The following is a 3664-nucleotide window of genomic DNA, read 5'->3' as shown; positions in this document are numbered from 1 at the left end:
ACGGCGAATGCCTTGAGGTCAAAACTGTAGCCATCATCAACCCGTGATGGCACATAAAAAATACGACTCCCGAGTAATTCAGCTTGTGGCGCATAACTCACCCAGGATGGCGAAGGCAAAAACAGGTCGGCATCCAGAGCCAGCTGCAGGGCATAGATCAAGGCTTTACTGCCCGGTCCGATCAAAACCTGGTCCGCATTAAACAGCAAATGGTGCTTATCAGAGTAATACGCTGCAACGGCTTCACGCAACTCGGGTAAGCCTTGCGAGGGCATGTAACTTTTTGCACAAGCATGCGCCTGCAATGCCCGTTGTAATTTTTCATGCACAGCAAAACGAGACTCCCCAAAACCCATATGCAAAACGCGTTTGCCGGAAGCCCAGCGTTTTTGCACGTCCTCGTTAATCGCTAACGTTGAAGATGGTGCTTTATTTACAAAGACCGGCTTGAGATTAATCTGCATGATTTGGCAATCCAAAAATAACTGGTGTTAAAAAAAACCGGCCACAACATTTGCTGTAGCCGGTCTGATGATTCGAACTTAATCGAACATTTGTTGGTACTTATTAGAACTTATAAGAAGTTTTGAAATACCAGGACCCACCTTCATAGTTAGCCGCGCTCCGGCGAGGATACTGCAGACCCACGCTTAAACGGTTGGCATTGGGAGGACCTACCTCGTCTATGTACTCATCAAAGATATTGACAGCACCCAGACTAAACTTCAGATTTTCGGTGTACTGGAATCCAAGTTCTGCGTCAAAATATGTGGTCGCATCAATTTCGGCACTTGGGTTACTGGCCGCACCAATGGTGCCCCGCTCATCATAGTGAGCCCCATAATAATTGGCACGAACCAACATGTTCCAGCGATCACCAAAGTCGGTATTTGCGGTCAACGTGAACCGACTATTTGGATAGTTATTTTCAATATCTTCAACAGTCGAAGTGCTTACCGGAGCCACGAGTACAGTCGCACCCATATCATTCAAGGTCGGAATCTGTTTTTGATCGGTTACGTCAACCTTGTTATATGAATAAGCAAATGTAAGATCGGTAGATGTGTAGGATGACCAGTCGAAGGCTGAGGTTAACACCACATCCACACCACTGTGTTCTACATCGATTGCATTAGTATAGAAAGAAATTGTGCGTTCACCACCAGGGGCAGCTGGATCAGCTATCTGTATATCCCCTGTTCTGTAAATGCGGTCCGCAACATCGATGTTGTAATAATCAACCGTTAAATTAGTATTATCACCAATACTGGTGGTGAATCCTAAACTCAGGTTTGTTGACTCTTCTTCTTTTAACGGAGCGCCACCGGCTGAAATTGCAGCCGGATCAGTTGCAGGAATAAGTCCTTCCTCAACTTGCAATCCTGTTGCGCCATCGAAAGTTGTGATAATGGTACTCACGTTCGACTGACCAGGCGTTGGTGCATGGAAACCGGTAGACACAGCACCGCGTAGAGCTAATGCATCGTTGACACGATAGCGTGCGGCAACTTTACCATTTACCGTACTACCAAAATCAGAGAAATCTTCATATCGCAATGCATATTGCATGAGCAATGCATCGCTCACATCATGCTCAACATCACCATAGACAGCAATATTATCACGATCAAATTCCCCAGAACTTTCCGGTGTAATGCCTCTGAATCCACTGGAACCGCCACCCTCGTAAGAGTTTGGTTCACCGGCGAATGCAGTATAGGTTTCTTCGCGCCATTCAACACCATAAGCAACGTTGAGCGTATCGCTGATCGGGCGTGAGAAATCTGCATTCAAATTCAATTCGGCTTGTTCATAACCGCCCACATCGAAATCACGTTGTGGCTGACCACCTACCAGTGCGAGGTCACCGTTCAATGTATTGTTCAGCGTATAATCAAGCTCATTTTTACCGTAACCAATACTAAAGTCATAGGAAGTACCTCCGGCAAACTCGCCCTGCCTGCCAGCAACAAGACTCAGATCATTTTGTGCACCATCTAAATAAGGAGTGTAACCTGTGTTAAGCAGGTTTCCGCTAAAGCCCGAGTTACAAATCGCAATTAATGTGCTGTGACCACTACCTGAACAAGGATCAGCTGGATCCGTTAATGAACTTGGAAGAATACCATTTCGATAAAAGAATCTATATCGACCATCGGTATCTGCGTAACCAATTCGACCATACAATTCTGAACCACCCGCAAGTTCGACGCCTGAATTAACGAAAATACGCGTACCGCTGGTTTCAGGGCGTCCCCAGGTTTGTACAAGTGGCGCATCACCAAACACCGCGTCTTGACCCACACCCATAACACCTTCATCAATTAGTGCTTGGGCAACCGGACGTTGAATACCACGACTTAAAGCTTCGTTATCTACGTATTCGATACTGGCGTTTATAAAACCATTTTCGCCAGCAGCAAAACCGGCATTGGCGGCAAACTTGGTGCTGGTCTCGCCTTCATAATGCTCGCCATATTGAACTTGCAATTCGCCACCTTCGGAAGCATCTTTAGTCACAAAGTTGATCACACCGGCGATTGCATCGGAACCATATTGGGAGGCAGCACCATCACGCAAGACTTCCACGCTTTTAAGTGCGATTCCCGGGATCATCCCAACGTCCACACCATGTGCTCCGTTACCGGCAGCGGGAGCAAAGAATTGCACCAGAGCCGAACGATGGCGACGCTTGCCATCAACCAGAACCAAAGTCTGATCAGGGGCCGTGCCACGTAATGAAGTTGGTCGTACGAATGCACTACCATCACCCGTGGCCGGGGTTGCGGTATATGACGGTATCGCAGCTTTCAGGTTATCGGTCAGATCCGCGGTACTGCCGAGGGCATTGAAATCTTCGGCAGAGATCACATCCACAGGAACCGTGGAGTCGGCAGCGGTTCGCGGTTTGGCGCTCCGGGTACCAATGGTAATCACTTCTTCGATCACATTATCGGCAGCATAGGTCGGGCTTTGCAGCAGACCCATGGATGCAGCAACAGCAGCAACCAGACTTATTTTTTTCCAATTTTGCTTCATTATCAAAACCTCATTTTTATAGATGGAACAATGCAAATTATTGCCAATTTTTCAATAAACGTTTCAGCGTTTCTTATGAGAGAGAAACATTTGTTTCACTGATGTTACAATCACAACACAAATGTATCATTCATTATAGGCTGAAATACAACACTTTTCGAATATTTATGACAAACAAAGCAAAAACAACTTTAAATTTTGTTGAAGTTATGCAACAACTTTCCGACATACTGGGTGAATCTGCGCCACAACAGTACAAAGCGGTGAAATATATACTCGATCACCCCGAGGATGTTGCCTTGAAATCGATGCGTCACATTGCCAGGGATGCCGGGGTTAAGCCCACAACGATCAGTCGTTTGAGCAAAAATCTGGGCTTTAATAAATACGCGGAATTTCGCGCGCCCTTTGTTCAGAGGCTGACAAAACCTGACACCGATTTTGTATCACGCCTTGAAAATGTTCAGCAGCAAGGATCAAAAAATATTACCGCCTTGTTTGAGCAAATTCGCGAACAAGATATTGCAAACATTCAATCCAGTCTGGCTAATGACAAACTCTTGGAATTACTCGCTTCAACCGAAACCCTGAATGCCAGTGAACGAGTGTATATTTTAGGCTTACG

3 protein-coding genes are annotated in these 3664 nt (G+C 46.1%); 1 reads left to right on the top strand and 2 read right to left on the bottom strand.

Going from position 1 to position 3664, the window contains the following annotated elements; all coding sequences use genetic code 11:
• Together HKN88_07240 and HKN88_07235 are read right to left on the bottom strand one after the other, a co-directional pair.
• A partial coding sequence (locus tag HKN88_07240; GenBank protein ID NNC97852.1) for an aminotransferase class I/II-fold pyridoxal phosphate-dependent enzyme occupies nt 1–464 on the bottom strand: 464 nt, incomplete at its 3' end.
• A gap of 103 nt (nt 465–567) precedes the next feature.
• A complete protein-coding gene (locus HKN88_07235) occupies nt 568–3039 on the bottom strand; it encodes a TonB-dependent receptor (protein NNC97851.1) in 2472 nt (823 codons plus the stop codon).
• Nucleotides 3040–3206: 167 nt separating this feature from the next.
• On the opposite strand from HKN88_07235, the gene HKN88_07230 reads away from it, so the two are divergent.
• The coding region (locus HKN88_07230; GenBank protein ID NNC97850.1) for a MurR/RpiR family transcriptional regulator at nt 3207–3664 on the top strand (458 nt) is incomplete at its 3' end.

The sequence above is a fragment of the Gammaproteobacteria bacterium genome (assembly GCA_013001575.1).
In the GTDB taxonomy this organism is placed as follows: Bacteria; Pseudomonadota; Gammaproteobacteria; order Steroidobacterales; family JABDMI01; genus JABDMI01.
This window is presented reverse-complemented; position numbering and strand designations above follow the sequence as displayed.